Source organism: Rhizobium sp. Leaf453, assembly GCF_001425605.1.
In the GTDB taxonomy this organism is placed as follows: domain Bacteria; phylum Pseudomonadota; class Alphaproteobacteria; order Rhizobiales; family Rhizobiaceae; genus Pararhizobium.
Genome location: NZ_LMRG01000023.1, coordinates 335,884 through 351,835 on the forward strand (window position 1 = coordinate 335,884; position 15,952 = coordinate 351,835).

Genomic DNA, 15,952 nt, shown 5'->3' on the forward strand with positions numbered 1-15,952 from the left:
TCCTTGAAATGCCATGCTGTCAATTTTATTTGACTAAGTCAAGTATTTTGCTTGTGATCAAGCGGCGCGCGATGCCTGCTGGGTCATGTCGAGTGCGAATTCGACGGCAGCATTGGCATGGATCGCGGTCGAGTCGAAGCCCGGCAGCGGCAGGTTGGCGGGATCGAGGATCAGGCAGATTTCGGTGCAGCCGAGAATGATCGCATCCGCGCCTTCAGCCTTCGCCCGTTCGATGACCCCCAACAGCGCCGCACGCGAGCTGTCGAGGATGACGCCGGCGCAGAGTTCGTTGAAGATGATGTCGTGGACCAGCGTCCGGTCCTCGGTATTCGGAACCATGACATCCACGCCATCGGGGGCCATGCGGTTGACGTAGAAGCCATGCTCCATCGTGTAGCGAGTCGCCAGAAGCAGCGGCCGCTTGATACCGGCTGCCTTCATGCTCGACGCCGTCTCGTCGATGATGTTGATCAGCGGTACCGAAATCGCGGCCTGAACTTCGTCGGCGATCAGGTGCATGGTGTTGGTGCAGATCAGCACGCAAGAAGCACCTGCGGCCTCAAGGCCTTGCGCGACTTTGGACAGGCGCTTCGCCGCATCGTCCCAGCGTCCGGCCTTCTGCATGTCGACGATCGTTTGGAAGTCGACGGAATGCAGCATGACTTCAGCGGAGTGCAGGCCGCCGAGACGCGAGCGCACGGCTTCGTTGATCATCCGGTAATAGACAGCCGAACTTTCGAAACTCATTCCGCCGATAAGGCCGATCTTGCGCATTGTCTGGGCTCCACTCCAATTTTTCGATGAGGGAATTGTCGCCGGGATGCCACCGAAAGTGTTCGCTTTGTTTCGTGACTTTTTGCCCGTGGTCGCGTATTTTTTGCAAGATATTAGATTGAGGCGAAAATTTTTATTGCCTCGGTCAAGACTCACACGGAGGTCAGGCGTGCTGGACGAAAGAGACCGCAAGATTCTGTCGTTGCTACAGGAGGACGCCAGCCTGTCGGTCAGCGATCTCGCCGAAAAGGTCAGCCTGTCGATCTCGGCCTGTTCGCGCCGGATCCAGCGGCTGGAGGAAACCGGCTATGTTGCCCGCCGCATCGCCGTGCTCGATCGCGAGCGGATGGGCGTGCCGACCACGGTTTTCGCCCTGATCAAGACGGCGCACCATGCCGACGACTGGATCGATACGTTCCGCCGGGTGATCAGCGACATCCCCGAAATCGTCGAGGCGCATCGGCTGACCGGCAACTACGACTATATCCTCAAGGTCGTGCTGCCCCGCGTCGAGCAGTATGACGTGATCTACAAGCAGATCGTCCGCAAGGTCGAACTTTTCGACGTTTCTGCCTCGATCTCGATGGAAATCCTCAAGAGCGGCACGGCGGTGCCGGTGGGATATGCGACGTAAGCTTGCATGCACACGAGCCATGCCGAGATCGCAGTTGTCCATTGGAGTTGAAAGGTAGAGGCTGCGCTCCGAAACAGGAGAAGCGATATGGCGCTCGAAAACGCTCATCATGTCGTCGTTGTCGGCGGCGGGTTCGGTGGTCTTCAGTTTGTGAAGGATCTGAAGGGATTGCCCGTCAAAATCACCTTGATCGACCGGCGTAACCATCATCTGTTCCAGCCGCTGCTCTATCAGGTCGCAACGACGCTTCTGGCGACCTCGGAAATTGCCTGGCCGATCCGGCGTGTCTTTCGCGATCGCAGCGAGGTGACGACGGTTCTGGGCGAAGTGAGTGGTGTCGATACGGTGTCAAAGACCATCGCGCTCGAAAGTGGCGAAACGATTGCCTATGACACGCTGATCCTGGCAACCGGGGCCACGCATGCCTATTTCGGCCGTGATGAATGGGCGCCGGTCGCGCCGGGGCTGAAGACGCTGGAGGATGCCACGACCATCCGCCGGCGCATGCTTCTCGCCTTCGAGCAGGCGGAACTGGAAACCGACCCGGCTACGCGGGATGCGCTTTTGACCTTCACCATTGTTGGAGCCGGGCCGACTGGCGTCGAGATTGCAGGGGTGATCACCGAGCTTGCGCATTTCACCCTGCCGAAGGAATTCCGCAATATCGATACGCGGAAGGCGCGGGTGATGCTCGTCGAGGCGGGGCCGCGCGTGCTGGCGAGTTTCGCCGAAGAGTTGTCCGCCTATGCGCAGGCGTCGCTGGAAAAGCTCGGGGTCGAAATCCACACCGGCGAGCGGGTGACCGACTGCACCGCTGAAGGCGTGATGATCGGCGAAAAATTCATTGCCAGCCGGACCATCGTCTGGGCTGCTGGCGTGCAGGCCTCGCCTGCTGCCCAATGGCTGGGGGTGCCGGCCGACAAGGCGGGCCGCGTGATCATCGAAAAGGATTTGAGCGCGCCCGGCCTGCCGGATGTCTTCGTCATCGGCGATACGGCATCCCTTGTGCAGGACGATGGAAAGCCGGTGCCCGGCATTGCGCCCGCCGCCAAACAGCAGGGCGCCTACGTGGCAAGGCTCCTTCGAAACAGGCTTGCCCGCAACACGCCGACGCCGCCGTTTCGCTATCGGCATCAAGGCAGCCTGGCGACGATTGGCAAGCGATCGGCGATCATCGATTTCGGCCGGATCAAGCTGACGGGTGCGCTTGCCTGGTGGATCTGGGGTATCGCCCACATCTACTTCCTGATCGGAACACGGACGCGGTTCGCGGTCGCCTGGAGCTGGTTGTGGATCTATCTGACCGGTCAGCATTCGGCGCGGCTGATCACGCAGAAGGAAGTGTTGGGGGCCGAAATCCCCAGGCAGGCGAAGGAACTGTAGCCACAGTGTAAGCGCTTTCAGTTCCGTACACCTGCGGGGTATTGTCAGGGAATGATGCGTTTGTCGCGCATCTCCCGGAACACGGAGAAGAACATCTCGTCGGTCTGGACATAGTCATGGAAGCCCAGCCGGCGGGCCTTGCTGCCGTCGGCGAAGAAATCGTAATTCCAACTGAACACGGCGTCGCCGAAGCCCCAGGAAGAGACTGCTTCGTAAGGATGATCGGCGAGGCCATATTTTCCCTTCATCTCCCGCCAGAGTTCAGCCTTGTCAGCCATGATCACGTTGAGCGACATCGGCAGGGGCGCTGCCATTTCCATGTCGAAAAAGCGGGCAATCTTCGGCCACATGTCATTCCAGCGAAACAGGTCGCCATTGGTGATGTTGAAGGCCTGGTTGGCGCATTGGGGTTTGGTGGCTGCCCATACTGTTGCCCGTGCCAGAAGCCCGGCATCGGTCATTTCCAATAGTGTATCAAAGGCGCCGGGTCTGCCCGGAAAGCGCAGAGGAAGCCCGAGTTCCTTGGACATCGAGGCATAGAGCCCGATCACCATGGCAAGGTTCATCGGATTGCCGGTGGCGACGCCGATGACGACCGAGGGGCGAAGCGCCGACCAGGTCCATGATTTCCCGCGCTGCTGCTTCTGCAGGAATGCCTGCTGGTCCATGTTGAATTCCGGCGGCATGTGATTGTCTTCGTCTTCGCGGGCTGGTGTCTTGAACGGGCCGAGATGGGCGCCGTAGACCTTGTAACCCTGCATCAGGCTGACATGCTCGAGGTGCGTTGCCACGTTTTCGACCGTGGTCACGACGTTGACCAGCATGGCGAGATTGGGCGCAACCAGTTCCGCCCAGGTTGGACGATCCTGATAGGCGGCGTAGAATATGTGAGTCACATCAGTAAGATTGCTCAGTTTTCTCGCGCAATCCTGCGGATCGAGAAGGTCGACGGAGATATGCCGGATCTTCTCAGTCGATGGACCGCCACGCCGGGAAAGGCCGATGACCGACCAGTCTTCCAGCGTTTCGAGATAGCGGGCGAGATTGCCACCGATGACGCCTTGGGCGCCGACAATGAGGGCGGTCTTGCGCGGATTGTTCATCACAGTCTCCTGATGTGTCGATAGAGGAGATATGGACGCGCGTTCATTTGGGAACTAGACAGGCATAAGGCACAGTATTTGTGATTTGAGGGCACAATGGCGCGTGTGGACGTCAATCGCTCCGGCGAGATGGAAGTGTTCGTGCGGGTGGTGGATCTCGGCGGATTCTCCGCCGCCGCCCGCGATTTCTCGATGACGCCTTCCGCGGTCAGCAAGCTTGTGATGAGACTGGAACACCGTCTGAATGCGCGGCTGGTCAATCGCTCGACGCGCAAGTTGCAGTTAACGCCGGAGGGCTGCCGCTACTACGAGCATGGCGTTCGGGTTCTGGCCGATCTGGAGGAAGCGGAGAGAGCTGCGACCGCAGGTGACACGCCGACCGGACGCGTGCGCGTCAGCTGCAATATCCCGTTTGCACGGCATATCTTGCTGCCCGTCCTGCCAGATTTTATCGCCGCGTTTCCCGGCGTCTCGCTGGACTTGTCCTTGACCGACCATGTCGTCGATCTGCTCGATGACCGCACGGATGTCGCGGTGCGCGCCGGGCCGCTGAAGAGCTCGGGACTGATGGCGCGCAAGCTCGGTACGGTGAAACTGCATATCGCCGCAGCGCCGGCATATCTGCGGCGTCGAGGCGTGCCACGGCACCCGGACGAACTTGCAGGCCATGACTTACTCGGGCCGAACTATGTTCGCGCATCAGGCGGCTGGCCATTCGTCGTTGAAGACGTTGAGCTGACGGTCAAGCCATCTGGCAGTATCCAGGCGAGCGATGGTGAGGCTCTGCGAGAACTGGCACTTGCCGGCGCGGGGCTGGCGCGGCTGGCGGATTTCCAGGTGAAAGCCGATTTCGCTCGTGGCGCGCTGGTGCCGGTGCTTGAAAGATTCACCGCGTCTGACCGCGAGGACGTCCACGCGATCTTTCTGGGGCAGGGCGGGCATATGCCTGCCCGCGTGCGGGTCTTTCTGGATTTCCTTGCCGCGCGTTGCCGTGTCGGCTGAGCACGATCATTGCGGATCGGAAAGATTTTCGTCGTTTTCGCATTTCGACAGCGCCAGTTGCTTGAACGATAGGATTTGCGTGATGCTGCCATCGGCATCGTCGGTCTCGACCTTCATGCAGGCGCAGGCATAGCCGTAATTGCCGTTGGTGGCGACATAGTCGCGCTCGGAAATATCCGGTATCATGTCCATGCCCGGAGGACCTTCGCCGGCCCCCTGCGACATGATCGTCCAGGTTCCCTCCGCATCGTCCAGCCACCAATTGCCAGGCGTCGGGTTTTGCAGCCAGCCGCAGCGGGTATCGGCTGATAGCACCGGTGTAGCGACGAGGGTGACGGCAAGAAGAGCAGCGAAGCGGAGTTTCATCGGGTGGTCCTCGGGGCGGTCGTATGGGAGATCAGGGATTGACGCGCTTGCAGTCGAACATGTCGCCGCTCTCCATCGAGAGCCATTGCAGCGACGTTGCCGTCACGCTGGAAAGGGCGATCTGGTAATTGTTGTCGAAGGACAGGATGTAGTTGCCGTCTTCCTTCTCGATCTTACGGATCGGCTGCGATTCACTGCCGGAATCGTAAGTGGTCTCCGTGAACGTGAAGACGCCCACGCCGCAATCCCAACTGCCGATATAGGGTGGCGCATCCTGTTGTGCTGATGCCGGTTCGGCGGCTGTTTCGTTTGCGTTGATGCTCGTGATCGCCCAGTGCGTCTTGCTGCAATCGTCATTGTCGCAGACGGCGCCCATCCAGACGGCACCATCGGCGAGCATCACACCGTCGCTGTTGACGAAGATGCTGCTGTATTCCTGGTTGGCCACGGCATCGCGGATCGTCTCCGGCACCAGGGCATCGAAATGTTTTCGCATGTCCTTGGCGTCGCGGATGTCGTAGCTTTCGCCATTGGCGTTGACCCGCAGCGGATATTCGCCGAGTGCCGCGACGCCGGCGGCATCGCCGTCGCCCATTGCTTCCGTGAGTTTGTCCCATGCCGTGTCGAAGGCATCGGCGTTGCCGTGCAACTGTTCGACCCGGTCGTAGACGGCATCATCGGATTGGGCTGCGGCCGGCCCGGCGAGTATGAGCGGCAGGAGGAGAAAAGCGGCGGACAGACGGTGTTGGATCATCGGGAACTCCAGCGCGGCGGGCAGGATGTAGACGGTAATTGAAGCCTATCGAAAACAAAACCAAGCATCTCTCGCCGATCCAACCCATTTTCGGGGGAGTGTGCGTTTTCGCTGGTTTTTTCCCGTCTTGAGACGTCTTGCGGTTGGCGTTTATTCGCATCGGGTGTTTGAGGAAAAAATATCCTTTCTCCTCCGTCAGGGCAGGCTTGACCGGCCCGCGGCTTTGCGGCATAAGCTGCGAACCGTACCGTACGGTACTGTCAATGGAGACGATGTTGCAGCTTGCCGCCCACCGACATGAGCCGGATTATTCGCCGCGCCAGAACGCCGTTCTGGACAGCGCGTTGCGGCTGCTCGTCGATGGCGGCGAAAAGGCACTGACGACGGCGGGTGTCGCGCGGGCGGCCAATTGCTCGAAGGAAAGCCTGTACAAGTGGTTCGGTGATCGCGACGGCCTGCTGTCGGCGATGATTGGGTTTCAGGCGAGCAAGGTCCGGACCTTCGATGACGATGCCAGGGCGCTGACCGCAGCGACCTTGCATGACCACCTGGTCGTGTTTGCGCGCGATCTGCTGGAGGTTCTGTCGGGCGATGTGTCGCTGGCGCTGAATCGGCTGGCGATCGGGCAGGCGAGCCGCGATGGTTCTAAACTCGGCTCAATGCTGCAGGAGCGCGGGCGCCGACAGATCGGCAAGCGTGCGGGCGCGCTGCTGGAAGCCGGGCGGAAGGCCAGTCTGCTGGTCTTCGACGATCGCGACGAAGCCTATGACACGCTTTATGGGCTCGTCGTTTCCGATCTGCATCTGCGCATGCTGCTCGGCGAGGACAGTGCCCGGATAACCAAGGATTTCGGCCGCAGGGCGGAGAGGGCGGTGTCCGCCTTCCTGCGCCTCTATGGCAGGGAAAAGAATTCGGCCAAGCCTTGAGGCGGCCGGAAGTTTTGAAGAGACAAGCAAAAGGGAAGGAAATCAAATGCGCGTCTATTACGATCGTGATGCCGATCTCAACCTCATCAAGTCCAAGAACGTCGTCATCGTCGGCTACGGCTCCCAGGGCCGCGCCCATGCGCTGAACCTGAAGGATTCCGGCGCGACCAACGTCGCCATCGCGCTCAAGGCCGGTTCGCCGACCGTCAAGAAGGCCGAAGCTGACGGCTTCAAGGTCATGACCGTTGCTGACGCCGCCAAGTGGGGCGACCTGTTGATGATGGCAACCCCGGACGAACTTCAGGCCGACATCTACAAGAACGAGATTGCTCCGAACATCCGTGACGGCGCTGCCATCGCCTTCGCACACGGCCTCAACGTCCATTTCGGCCTGATCGAGCCGAAGGACACGCTCGACGTCGTCATGATCGCTCCGAAAGGCCCGGGCCACACGGTTCGCGGCGAATACCAGAAGGGCGGCGGCGTTCCCTGCCTCGTTGCCGTTGACAAGAACGCTTCGGGCAACGCGCTCGACCTCGCTCTCTCCTACGCTTGCGGCGTCGGCGGCGGCCGTTCGGGTATCATCGAAACCAACTTCAAGGAAGAGTGCGAAACCGACCTCTTCGGCGAACAGGTCGTTCTGTGCGGCGGTCTCGTCGAGCTGATCCGCGCCGGTTTCGAAACGCTGGTCGAAGGCGGCTACGCGCCGGAAATGGCCTACTTCGAGTGCTTGCACGAAGTGAAGCTGATCGTCGACCTGATCTATGAAGGCGGCATCGCCAACATGAACTACTCGATCTCGAACACCGCAGAGTGGGGCGAATACGTTTCGGGTCCGCGCATCATCACGGCTGAAACCAAGGCTGAAATGAAGCGCGTCCTGACGGACATCCAGACCGGCAAGTTCACCTCCGAGTGGATGCAGGAATGGAAGGCCGGTGGCGCCCGCTTCAAGGGTATCCGCCGCAACAACGACGCCCACCAGATCGAAGAAGTCGGCGCCAAGCTGCGCGCCATGATGCCCTGGATCGGCAAGAACAAGCTGGTCGACAAGGCCAAGAACTAATCTTTGCTGCAAAGCAAAATTAGCGTGTTGCGCTTGCGCAATACTGGAAAGGTCGGGGAGAAATCTCCGGCCTTTTTCACATTGATCAGTCTAGTTCCGTCAATATTTGGAACTTTCGGTCTTTTGTTGTATTCTCTCGGTCAGGAGGATACTGCCATGACAACGTTCTTCTATCATTTCGCCATGTTCGATGCTTTCATCGTCGGTGCCATCGTGCTCCTCGTTGGACTCAGTATGTTCGGGCATCATGAAGCGTAACGACGTTTTCTACTGATACGGCAAGCGCTAAGACGGCTATTTGGCCGACGCTCGACCTGTCGGACAGTCACCGCTGTCTCGCGGCATAAATAATGTCCAGTCCTCTGCTCGCTGCCAAGGTCAACGCGTTGATCGCCGGTACCAGCGTCAAACAACGCGCGGCAAGCGATGGCTTTCATTCTCCTCGGTTTACTGACCTTCAAAGATCGATCACAAAATGTGTTCGACACGCCAAATATAGGTCAGCATTATTGACTTATTCGGCAGTCCATGATGTGCTCCGGCAAAAGCATAATCTGAGGAAACGTTCATGCTCGATTGGGAAAACATCTTCGCAACGCGGTCTTCGCGGATGCGCGCTTCGGAAATCCGCGAACTGTTGAAACTGCTGGACCGTCCAGACATCATCTCCTTCGCTGGCGGCATTCCGGATCCGGCCTTGTTTCCTGACGAAGCGTTCAAAGACGCCTATTCGGACATTTTCGGTGGCCCGACGGTGAGCGCCGCGCTGCAGTATTCCGTCAGTGAAGGTTACCTGCCATTGCGCCAGTGGCTGGCCAACCGCATGGCTGCGATCGGCATTCCCTGTGAGCCGGAAAATGTCCTGATTACATCGGGTTCGCAGCAGGCACTCGATTATCTCGGCAAGCTGTTCCTTTCACCGAACGATACCGCTTTGGTGACCTGGCCGACTTATCTCGGCGCCCTGCAGGCGTTCAATGCCTATGAGCCGACCTATGACCAGCTGTCCGTGACGGGCAATCGCACGCCGCAGGCCTATCGGGATGCCGCGGCGGAAGCTGGCGGCCGGGTGAAGTTTGCCTATATGTCGGCCGAGTTCGCCAATCCGACCGGCGAAACGCTGGATCTGGCGGCGCGCGAAAAGGCGCTCGATCTCGCCGAGGAACTGGATATCGCCCTTATCGAGGACGCGGCCTATCAGTCGCTGCGCTATGACGGCGACGCCGTGCCGCCGATCCTGGCGTTGGAAATCGCCCGAAAGGGCTCGATCAACGAGACGCGCACGATCTATTGCGGCAGCTTCTCAAAGACGCTGGCACCTGGCCTGCGCGTCGGTTTCGTCGTTGCGGCCATGCCGATCATCCGCAAGCTGGTGCTGATGAAGCAGGCGGCCGACCTGCATTCCTCGACCATCAACCAGATGGCGATCTGCCATGTCGCCGAGCGCGGTTTCGATGCCCAAGTCGAGAAGATTCGCGCCGTCTACAGCAAACGCCGCGATGCCATGCTGGCCGCCCTTGCGAAGTACATGCCTAAGGACGTTAGCTGGACCGTACCGGAAGGCGGAATGTTCGTCTGGCTCACCTTGCCCGTGGGCATGGACGGAGCGGAACTGCTCGCCAAGTCGCTGGTTTCGGCCAAGGTCGCCTTCGTGCCCGGCAAGGCCTTCTTTGCCGATGGATCGGGCGCCAACACCTGCCGGGTCAGCTTCTCCTGCGCCAACGAGGCGATGATCGACGAAGGTATTTCCCGCCTTGGCAGCCTGATCGGGGAGCAGGCTTTGGCCGCTTAATCCTTCTCTGCGAGGCTGGCGAGAGCGGCCTCGAAGATCAGGTCCGGGAGTACGTCGAACGCGTAGAGCATGTGAACGCGCTCCCATTTCTGATGATAGTCGCGTCCCCATGGGCCGATATTGACCACCGGATAGGACAAAAGCCCATCCGGTGCGTCATCGACAAAGGCGGCGCAGGGCGTGTTTTGCGCCAATAACTGCGTCTGTTCGCTCGATGGGCGGTGGCCAAAGAAGCTCATGTCGGAAATGCCGGCGAAGAATTGCTTGGGCCTAATACTCGTCCCGTGTCGCTTGGCGCAAAGCGCGGCGGCGGCCATCATGTTGCGCTCGAAATCGGCACCCCGTTCGCCGGCGCTGTCCAGATGGACGCGCGGATAGTGAAGGGTGGAAAATCCGATGACGACCAGAGGGCCTTCGAGCCCGGCTTCGGCCAGAGTCGCGGCAACGATCTGGCGGGTGATCGATAGCGGGTCCTGACCATCCGACAGAGACCGATCAAGCTCTTCGATCCGGTCGAGCGCTGCCTGTCCGCCGCGATCAAAGGCGAGGGCGCGGAGTTCGGCGTAAAGCAGGACTTGCCCATCATGCCGACGCACTTCGCCGCCGCCTTGGCGCGCAAAAAATGCCCCGGCGTTTTCACTCTGGGTATCGAGCGCCGTCCTCATCGCATCCGCAACGATCGAACGAAACGCGCCGAGCATCTCCTCGGGCGTGCGACGGTGGGTCAGCCAGTTGAACGACATCCAGACATGGGCCGGGGTCGTCACCTCATACCCGTGGCGCACGTCCTTGGCTTCGAGGCAGACGGGGGCGGGTGAAAGTTCGCCGTGCGCCTCGTCGCAAAGTGCGCTGTTCGTTTCCATCGCCCGCATGATCTCGGCGCCGATCAGATGGGCGCTGATGCCGTCGAAGGCGTATCCGGCATGGGTCGGGCGGCCGGCGATGAATGCGAAGGGCGAGAATTTCCCGACGGAACCCAAATAGACAGCGCGGCCTTCCTCACCGTCTCCGTCATCGCCGCTGGCATCGAGATTGATGCCGCCGATGATATCGAGATCGAATTGTTTTGCGATGGATGGCAGGGCGTCGCGCAGGGCGCGCATGCCGCGCGACCGGTTTTCCTCGTCCGGCGTGGCGACGAACAGGATGTTGCCGGGCGGCTCATCCAATTCGGCAAAGCGCTCGAGCGCTGCGATCCCCGCTGCCAGACCGCTTTTCATGTCGAGCAGGCCACGACCGGCGAGGAAATCGCCGCTCATCAGATCGGAAAGCGCCTTGTCCTCCGACGGGCTGCGGTTCTTCACCGACAACTCTTCGATTAGCGCCCGAGTCAGGGGCTCCGGATCACAGGCAAACGATGCCAGCGAACCATAATTGGTGATAGAGACCGTGTCGAAATGACCGGCCAGCACCAGGCAGCGGCGGCCTTTTCCGCGCACCAGCGCCAGCACGTTCTGCCGCGCCGGTGAGCCATGGCTGTCGAGCGCCAGCAGTTGATCTGGGTGAGCGGCGAAATAGGGCGTTTGCTCAAGAAGCTCGATCAGTCGCCCGGAAAAAGCCGCTTCGTCGTCGCTTTCCGTGACGCTCGGCCATCGGGTCATCTCGACCGACAGTTCGCCGGCACGTGACAGGGAATTGCGATGGGCGGCTGGGCTGGATGGCATGGAATGGGTCCTGATGTGCGGAAGGCAAGGAGCTTGCGGGAGCGATCACCAGACTGTAGTCGGTGGTGCGATAGGGCGAAATGGCAAAATAATAGAAATTTGATTGATAATTAACGCAAAATGATAACTCATATTGACGTATTGCAGAGGAGGTCGCGATGGACAGCACAGACCGTAGATTGCTGGCGATTCTGCGGACGGACGGGCGCGCCTCCGTTTCAAAGCTTGCTGAAATGCTGAAAATATCGCGCGGCACGGTGCAAAACCGCATCGACCGGCTGACCGCTGACGGCGTCATCGCCGGCTTCACGGTCCGCATTGCCGCAGCGGAGGACCCGCATGCCGTGCGTGCGGTGATGCTGATCGAGATCACTGGCCAGAAGACGGTGTCGGTCATCAAGACCTTGCGCGGCATTCCCGAGATCAGGGCGCTGCACACGACCAACGGCGCCTGGGACCTCGTTGCCGAAATCCAGACGGAAAACCTTGGAGAGTTCGACCGCGTGCTCCGTCACATCCGGGCTCTGGATGGCGTATCGAAATCCGAGACCAGCCTGTTGCTGACGACCATATAGCCATCCATTGCACTCATCGGAGAAAATGACTAGATTGCTGACTAGTCAGCAGGAGGGTTCAGATGCGAGAATGGCCAGTGCAGGATGCGAAAGCGCATTTCAGCGAACTTCTCGATACATGTTTGAGTGAAGGGCCACAGGTGGTGTCGCGACGCGGCGAGGCGAAAGCCGTGCTCGTTCCGCTGAACGAGTGGAATGATCTCAACAGGCGGGCGGCGCCAAGCCTGAAGGAGGTCCTGTTGTCCGGCGAACCCCGGTTCGAGCTCGATATTCCGTCGCGTGCCAGCTGGACTTGGCGGTCGGCGTCATTCGAGGAATAGGGATGTACCTCCTCGATACCAATGTCATTTCCGAACTTCGGCGACCGAAACCGCATGGTGCTGTCCTGGCGTGGGTCGGTGCGACGGATGAAAAGCTGCTGGCTGTTTCCGCGATCACCATCGGCGAAATTCAGCAAGGGATAGAAGCGGCCCGGGAGCAGGACGACCAGAGGGCGCAGATCATCGAAGCGTGGCTTCGGCAGATGATGCATAGCACCAGCGTCCTGCCGTTGGATGGGCCTTGCATGATCGAATGGGCAAAGCTCATGCACAGGCGTCCACAGCATCTCATCGCTGATGCGATGATCGCTGCGACGGCGATTGTTTATGGGCGGATCGTAGTCACACGCAATGTGCGGGATTTCGAGCATTTCCCGGTGCAATTGCTCAACCCGTTCGAAGCGCAATAAATTACGCTGGAATATGCGGCCCCAGCAACGACAGGTCGGCTTCGCCCAGCCTGTCGGAGGCGGTGCGCAACTGGTGCCAGTAAGGATAGATCACCGGTGGGGCGCTGACTTCGTCGAGGCGCTGGCGCTCTTCGGCGGAAAGCACGAGGTCGGCTGCCGCGAGGTTGTCCTTGAACTGCGCCTCCGTACGGCCGCCGATGATCACCGAAGTGACGGCCTTGCGACCGATCAGCCAGGCAAGCGCGATCTGCGCCGCCGAGACGCTGCGGCTGCCGGCAATATCGACGAGAACGTCGACGATGGCCCAGAGGCGATCCTCGTTGCGGATCGGCGGCTCGTCCCAGCCGGCCAGTTGCCGCGAGCCCTCCGCCGTCTTGTCGCGCCGGTGCTTGCCTGACAACAGACCGCCGGCAAGCGGGCTCCAGACGAGTACGCCGAGGCCCTGATCGATGGAGATCGGCAACAGTTCATATTCTGCATCGCGCGATTCCAGTGTGTAATGAATCTGCTGGCTGACGAAGCGCTGCCGGTGCTCCTGCGTGCTGACGCCGAGCGCCTTCATAATGTGCCAGCCGGAAAAATTCGAGCAGCCGATATAGCGGACCTTGCCGTGACGCACGAGCGTATCGAGCGCTTCCATGGTTTCCTCGAGCGGAGTCTGGCCGTCCCATTCATGCACCTGGTAGAGGTCGATCACATCGGTTTTCAGGCGCCGCAGGCTGTCTTCGCAGGCGCGGATCAGGTGATGACGCGAAAGGCCGCGATCGTTCGGGCCGTCGCCCATCGGAAAACGGGCCTTGGTGGCAAGGAGAACGCCATTCTTGCGCTTGCCGCCCAACGCGTCGCCGATGATCTCTTCGGAAACACCGGCGGAATAGGCATCGGCGGTATCGATCAGGTTGACACCGGCATCAAGGCAGATGTCGATCAGCCGGCTTGCCTCGTCGAGATCCTGCGTTCCGACCATCGACGCCCAACCCTTGCCGCCGATCGTCATCGTGCCCATCGTCAGCGTTGAAACCTTGAGGCCGGAGCGACCGAGGAGACGATATTCCATGATGATGTCCTGCTGTTCGTGGCGGGGAGGGTGCACGATAGATTAGGGCAATCCGCCGAAACGGGAAGGGCAAAGATGGCATTTGCCCCGCCCGCTGCGATCACTCCTTAGCAAGCACGATCACGCGGTCGCTTTCGCTGTAGAGTAGCTTCTCGGATTTCGAGGGATTGACGACGACGCCGCCGAGACGGCGCGGATCCGCATCGCCCTCGCGCTGGCGGCGGTATCCAATCGCCACTTCGCCGCGGCGCAGCGCCGCAAGGCAAAGCGTATAAAAGGTCACCGGCTCGCCGATCGCGACATAGTCGCTGACTGGCCGCATGTAGATTTCCGACCCGTCCTCGTCGAGCAGTTCATCGAAGATCGCCGCCATGCGCTCGTTCTCGGAAGCTTGAGCCAGCATCAGGCTGACCAGCTTGTTGCTGACGACGAAATCGTCGGCGCGGGTGACTTCCGCCAGTTCGCGGTTGCGCACGTCGGTCATCTCGCTGACGACGCTGATATGGCGGCCGGCCTTTTCGGCGATCTTGCGCAATTGCAGGAGCGTCACGAGGGTGCGGGTGTCGGCTGGCTGCGGCGCCATGTGGTCGCTGTAGCCGAGAACCAGCACGTGGTCGTAGCTCGGAATATCGAGCGCATCGAGTTCGGCGCGGTTGCTGGTGTCGATGATCCGGTGATCAATCGCCATATTGCCATTGGCGACGCTGAGCGCGCCGATTTCCGCTTCCAGCTCCGGCGTATCGCCGGCAATGGTCAAGAGCGAGCCCGGCGCGACATAGCGCGACAATTCATGGGTGATGATCGGCCCGCGACGGTTCCAGCCGAGAATAAGGGTACGTTCCGGGGCCTGTATCCGTGTCTCGACGGGAAGGATGGCATCCTTTTCGATGCGGATTTCGTTGCTTCCGGATTTGATCGCCGCATCGTCCTCGGCGATGATAATGGCGCGCTCTCCGTCCTTGAAGATGCGGCTGGGCGCTGGATTGAGATGCACCTTGCCTTCCTCGTCGCAAAGGCCGATCAGCGTCGATGTCTCGTAGGCCATGACGGCGGCGGCAAAGCTCTTGCCGGTGATATCCGGCTGCGCCAGCGTGTAGATCTCGCATCCATCGAAATCGAGCAATTCGGAATAGACGGCGCTGAGGCCCGATTGGCGGCTGGAGTGAACCACGATGCGGGAGATCAGGTCGTCGGCGAGGATGAGCTGCAATTCGTTGCCGCCGACGATGCGAGCGACATCGGCATTGCTGCTGTCGCGGATTTCGGCGGCGATCTGGTAAGGCTTTGCCCGCCGGGTTGGGCCGTTGACCAAAGCAAGCACCGTCTTCACCACCTGTGAATCCGGGTCGTCGCCTTCCGGAGACAGAACGATGATGGAGCGGGAAGTCTGCGGGTTGACGATATTGAGATCGTAAAGGTCGGTCGGGTCGCCACTGCGGCAAATGATCTTGGTGTTCCTCAGATCCGCCACCTTGGTGGCGATCTCGTCTTCCATCTCCACCTTGTCCTTGTTGGCCATGATGACGATCCGCGGCTTCTTGCGGCTGGTATTGGCGATCACAAGCTCGGAAATCACGTCGAAGATCGAGGGCGACCAGTTGAGAATGATGGTCTGGTCGTTCTCGAGCACCAGCGAGCGGCCCTTGCGCAATTCATCCAGCTTGTTTTCAAGGCCAGCGCTCAGGACACCGATCAAGGCTGAGAACACGAAGATACCGGCGATGGTGACAAACAGCGAAACGCCGCGGAAACCCCAGCCAAGGTCGCCGCCCATAGCTCCGGCATCCATGGTGCGCATCAGCGATTCCCACGCGCCTTCGATGAAGCTGACCGGTTCTCCGCCTTCAGGCGCAATCTGCGTGATGGCAAGGAAAGCGCCGGCGAGCACGATGACAATGAGCGAAATGACCGCTAGCCAACCGATCAGCGCGATCGGCCCGGCCGCCATGCTCTTGTCGAACGCATAGCGCAGCCGCGCGCCCCAAGCCGTATCCTTACTCATTCTTGTCCCCCAGCCGCCGCAATATGGCAGTCGCCCTGTGAATCGCAGATATTCCTAATGTAATCAACAAGTTTAGATCGATTACCGCCGATCTGCCCAGATAAGGTCGGGAATAAGCTGGACA

Annotated in this window: 15 protein-coding genes and 1 pseudogene; 9 read left to right on the forward strand and 7 right to left on the reverse strand. The window is 60.1% G+C overall.

Going from position 1 to position 15,952, the window contains the following annotated elements; translation table 11 throughout:
- Positions 1-57: 57 nt before the first annotated feature.
- Positions 58-774: an aspartate/glutamate racemase family protein gene (locus tag ASG68_RS19745; protein ID WP_062580175.1), complete on the reverse strand. Its 717-nt coding sequence runs from the start codon at positions 772-774 to the stop codon at positions 58-60.
- A 169-nt stretch (positions 775-943) separates the two neighbouring features.
- On the opposite strand from ASG68_RS19745, the gene ASG68_RS19750 reads away from it, so the two are divergent.
- Entirely contained in the window at positions 944-1,408 is a 465-nt protein-coding gene (locus tag ASG68_RS19750; RefSeq protein WP_062580177.1) for an Lrp/AsnC family transcriptional regulator, read from the forward strand.
- An 87-nt stretch (positions 1,409-1,495) separates the two neighbouring features.
- Complete coding sequence (locus tag ASG68_RS19755) at positions 1,496-2,791, forward strand: NAD(P)/FAD-dependent oxidoreductase (protein ID WP_062580179.1); 1,296 nt, start codon at positions 1,496-1,498, stop codon at positions 2,789-2,791.
- Between the two features lie 44 nt (positions 2,792-2,835).
- On the opposite strand, the gene ASG68_RS19760 is transcribed toward ASG68_RS19755, so the two are convergent.
- Positions 2,836-3,894, reverse strand: coding sequence for an SDR family oxidoreductase (locus ASG68_RS19760; protein ID WP_062580181.1), 1,059 nt, complete (start codon positions 3,892-3,894; stop codon positions 2,836-2,838).
- 96 nt (positions 3,895-3,990) lie between these two features.
- Between ASG68_RS19760 and ASG68_RS19765 the strand changes: the two genes are divergently transcribed.
- Positions 3,991-4,896, forward strand: a complete 906-nt coding sequence (locus tag ASG68_RS19765) for a LysR family transcriptional regulator (protein WP_062580183.1) — start codon at positions 3,991-3,993, stop codon at positions 4,894-4,896.
- 6 nt (positions 4,897-4,902) lie between these two features.
- On the opposite strand, the gene ASG68_RS19770 is transcribed toward ASG68_RS19765, so the two are convergent.
- Both ASG68_RS19770 and ASG68_RS33075 read right to left on the reverse strand, forming a co-directional pair.
- Positions 4,903-5,262, reverse strand: a complete 360-nt coding sequence (locus ASG68_RS19770) for a DUF4087 domain-containing protein (RefSeq protein WP_062580186.1) — start codon at positions 5,260-5,262, stop codon at positions 4,903-4,905.
- A 313-nt stretch (positions 5,263-5,575) separates the two neighbouring features.
- Positions 5,576-6,016 (reverse strand): annotated as a pseudogene (locus ASG68_RS33075) (hypothetical protein); the annotation flags it as partial.
- 263 nt (positions 6,017-6,279) lie between these two features.
- On the opposite strand from ASG68_RS33075, the gene ASG68_RS19780 reads away from it, so the two are divergent.
- The 3 genes from ASG68_RS19780 to ASG68_RS19790 all read left to right on the forward strand — a co-directional run bounded on the left by ASG68_RS19780 (position 6,280) and on the right by ASG68_RS19790 (position 9,800).
- Positions 6,280-6,942 carry a TetR/AcrR family transcriptional regulator C-terminal domain-containing protein gene (locus tag ASG68_RS19780; RefSeq protein ID WP_062580189.1) on the forward strand — a complete coding sequence of 221 codons (663 nt, stop codon included), beginning with the start codon at positions 6,280-6,282 and terminating at the stop codon, positions 6,940-6,942.
- Between the two features lie 46 nt (positions 6,943-6,988).
- Complete coding sequence (gene ilvC, locus ASG68_RS19785) at positions 6,989-8,008, forward strand: ketol-acid reductoisomerase (RefSeq protein WP_062580192.1); 1,020 nt, start codon at positions 6,989-6,991, stop codon at positions 8,006-8,008.
- A gap of 568 nt (positions 8,009-8,576) precedes the next feature.
- Positions 8,577-9,800 (forward strand): PLP-dependent aminotransferase family protein, encoded by a 1,224-nt coding sequence (locus tag ASG68_RS19790; RefSeq protein ID WP_062580194.1) that lies wholly within the window; start codon positions 8,577-8,579, stop codon positions 9,798-9,800.
- On the opposite strand, the gene ASG68_RS19795 is transcribed toward ASG68_RS19790, so the two are convergent.
- Positions 9,797-11,464, reverse strand: a complete 1,668-nt coding sequence (locus tag ASG68_RS19795; RefSeq protein ID WP_082478176.1) for a M20/M25/M40 family metallo-hydrolase — start codon at positions 11,462-11,464, stop codon at positions 9,797-9,799. The two genes, ASG68_RS19790 and ASG68_RS19795, sit on opposite strands and share 4 nt — an antisense overlap.
- 158 nt (positions 11,465-11,622) lie before the next feature.
- Between ASG68_RS19795 and ASG68_RS19800 the strand changes: the two genes are divergently transcribed.
- From ASG68_RS19800 to ASG68_RS19810, 3 genes are all read left to right on the forward strand, one after another.
- A complete protein-coding gene (locus tag ASG68_RS19800; protein WP_062580200.1) occupies positions 11,623-12,039 on the forward strand; it encodes an Lrp/AsnC family transcriptional regulator in 417 nt (138 codons plus the stop codon).
- 62 nt (positions 12,040-12,101) lie between these two features.
- Positions 12,102-12,359, forward strand: coding sequence for a type II toxin-antitoxin system Phd/YefM family antitoxin (locus tag ASG68_RS19805; RefSeq protein ID WP_062580202.1), 258 nt, complete (start codon positions 12,102-12,104; stop codon positions 12,357-12,359).
- Positions 12,332-12,769, forward strand: a complete 438-nt coding sequence (locus tag ASG68_RS19810) for a type II toxin-antitoxin system VapC family toxin (RefSeq protein WP_200943243.1) — start codon at positions 12,332-12,334, stop codon at positions 12,767-12,769. The genes ASG68_RS19805 and ASG68_RS19810 overlap by 28 nt, the downstream gene beginning before the upstream one ends.
- Position 12,770: 1 nt before the next feature.
- On the opposite strand, the gene ASG68_RS19815 is transcribed toward ASG68_RS19810, so the two are convergent.
- Together ASG68_RS19815 and ASG68_RS19820 are read right to left on the reverse strand one after the other, a co-directional pair.
- Positions 12,771-13,826, reverse strand: coding sequence for an aldo/keto reductase (locus ASG68_RS19815; protein ID WP_062580207.1), 1,056 nt, complete (start codon positions 13,824-13,826; stop codon positions 12,771-12,773).
- A 100-nt stretch (positions 13,827-13,926) separates the two neighbouring features.
- Positions 13,927-15,828, reverse strand: coding sequence for a CASTOR/POLLUX-related putative ion channel (locus ASG68_RS19820; protein WP_062580209.1), 1,902 nt, complete (start codon positions 15,826-15,828; stop codon positions 13,927-13,929).
- Positions 15,829-15,952: the final 124 nt, after the last annotated feature.